General features: G+C 60.8%; 2 protein-coding genes. Both read right to left on the bottom strand.

Translation table 11 applies throughout. From position 1 onward, the window contains the following. Positions 1 to 144: 144 nt before the first annotated feature. A complete protein-coding gene (locus BM341_RS18825) occupies positions 145 to 1,167 on the bottom strand; it encodes a LacI family DNA-binding transcriptional regulator (protein WP_089797856.1) in 1,023 nt (340 codons plus the stop codon). Positions 1,168 to 1,394: 227 nt separating this feature from the next. Beyond that, positions 1,395 to 1,529 carry a pyrroline-5-carboxylate reductase dimerization domain-containing protein gene (locus BM341_RS19715; protein ID WP_281246510.1) on the bottom strand — a complete coding sequence of 45 codons (135 nt, stop codon included), beginning with the start codon at positions 1,527 to 1,529 and terminating at the stop codon, positions 1,395 to 1,397. Between the last annotated feature and the right edge of the window lie 6 nt (positions 1,530 to 1,535).

Here is a 1,535-nt window from a genome sequence, read left to right as displayed (position 1 = left end):
GCATCGGCCACGAACAGCGTCATGGCCTCGCCGAAGGTGAGCAGCGCGGGGACGGATGAGGGAGTGGCGGACATGGGCACCTCGTATTTCTAGAAGCATGGCTGGCGTGTCATGGCCTGGCGTTGGCGTTGCCGCCAACCGCGTTTATGGCCTCGTATTTCGGGTCGAGCCCCGCATGATTAATGTGGGGGCATGGCGATGTCGCGTCGGGGTGGCATCATTATCTTGGGAGCGCATCAAGCACGCCACGGCGGACCGACCGATGGCGTCGGTGGGCTGGGCAAGTGTTGAGATGCCCGGGGCGACCAATTCGCACCAATCGAGTTCATCGATGCCGAGAAGGCCCGTCTCGCCGAGCCTTGCACCGCTGGCCAGGAGGATACGGGTCGCGGCTAGGGTGACGTTTCCATTGGCACAAAGCACGGCCTTCTGGCCACTATCACCCTCCGTTAGGAAGTGGCGAATGGCTTGCGATAGGGCTTCGGTGTCTTCAAGTGACTGGTCATGAGCGTGCCCGGTCAGGCCGCGTGCTTCACAGCCATGCTGAAAGCGAGCCAGTCGGACGTGACGCGGACTGGCCTGCTCCGGGGGCTCACTCAGGTAGAGCAGACGCCGATACCCCTGGGCCTGGAGATGATCGAGCGCCATGTCGATGGCGAGCGCATTGTCGAGCCCGACTACGCTTGCCTCGGTCCTGCCCAACTCGCGGTCGAGAAGCACCAAAGGCGTACCCTGGTCGACCAGCGTCTGGAGTTGCTGGTCGGGGCTTCCGGCGGCATTGATTATCAGGCCCTCGACCCGGTAGGAGGCGAGCAGCGCTAAGAGGGCGCTTTCCCGGGCGGCATCGTTGTCGGTGTTGCAGACCATCAGCGAATAACCATGCGCCTGGCAGGCTTGTTCCACGCCGTGCATCACCGCGACCGTAAAGGGGTTACGGATATCCGCTACAAGCATGCCGACCAGGCGAGAGTGTCCGCCCTTGAGGCTTCGGGCCATCTGGTTGGGACGGTAGCCCAAGCGTTGGGCGGCGGTGGCAATGCGGGTCTGCATGCCCGGCGAAAGCCGTTCACGCTCGTCACCGAAGTAGCGCGAAACGCTGGTCTTGGAAGCGCCGGCTTCGCGTGCGACTTCAAGAATCGTCGAGCGCTGATGAGGGGTAGCTGTCATGTAAGTACCATGAATGGAACCGTTCCCATTTTAGTCTCATAAAGCAGAGAAGGCAAAAAGTGAGTGATGTCTTTAGGCGAACAGCCACCGGCTCGAATTCTTGCGGATGTGCTATAAATTTACGGGCATACGACCGCTTCCATCAGATTTACACGAGATATTACGTGCTTATAGCGCGGAGGATGGCTTGGCATTCGCAAAGCGCCACTGGTCTCGCAGCCTGCTTTTTAGTCGGGCGTATGCTTGGCGGCTTCGTGGGCAGCGTCCAGCCCATGGTGGACGGCCTGGCGAAAGCCGCTGTCGAGCATGGCATTCAGGCCTTCGGTAGTCGTACCGCCGTAATCGAGGAATCGTTCGACCAGCTGCGC

Origin of the sequence: Halomonas korlensis, from assembly GCF_900116705.1 — a bacterium.
Taxonomy (GTDB): domain Bacteria; phylum Pseudomonadota; class Gammaproteobacteria; order Pseudomonadales; family Halomonadaceae; genus Halomonas; species Halomonas korlensis.
The sequence above is the reverse complement of the archived record's forward strand: the minus strand, read 5'-3'. Positions and strand labels throughout refer to the sequence as shown.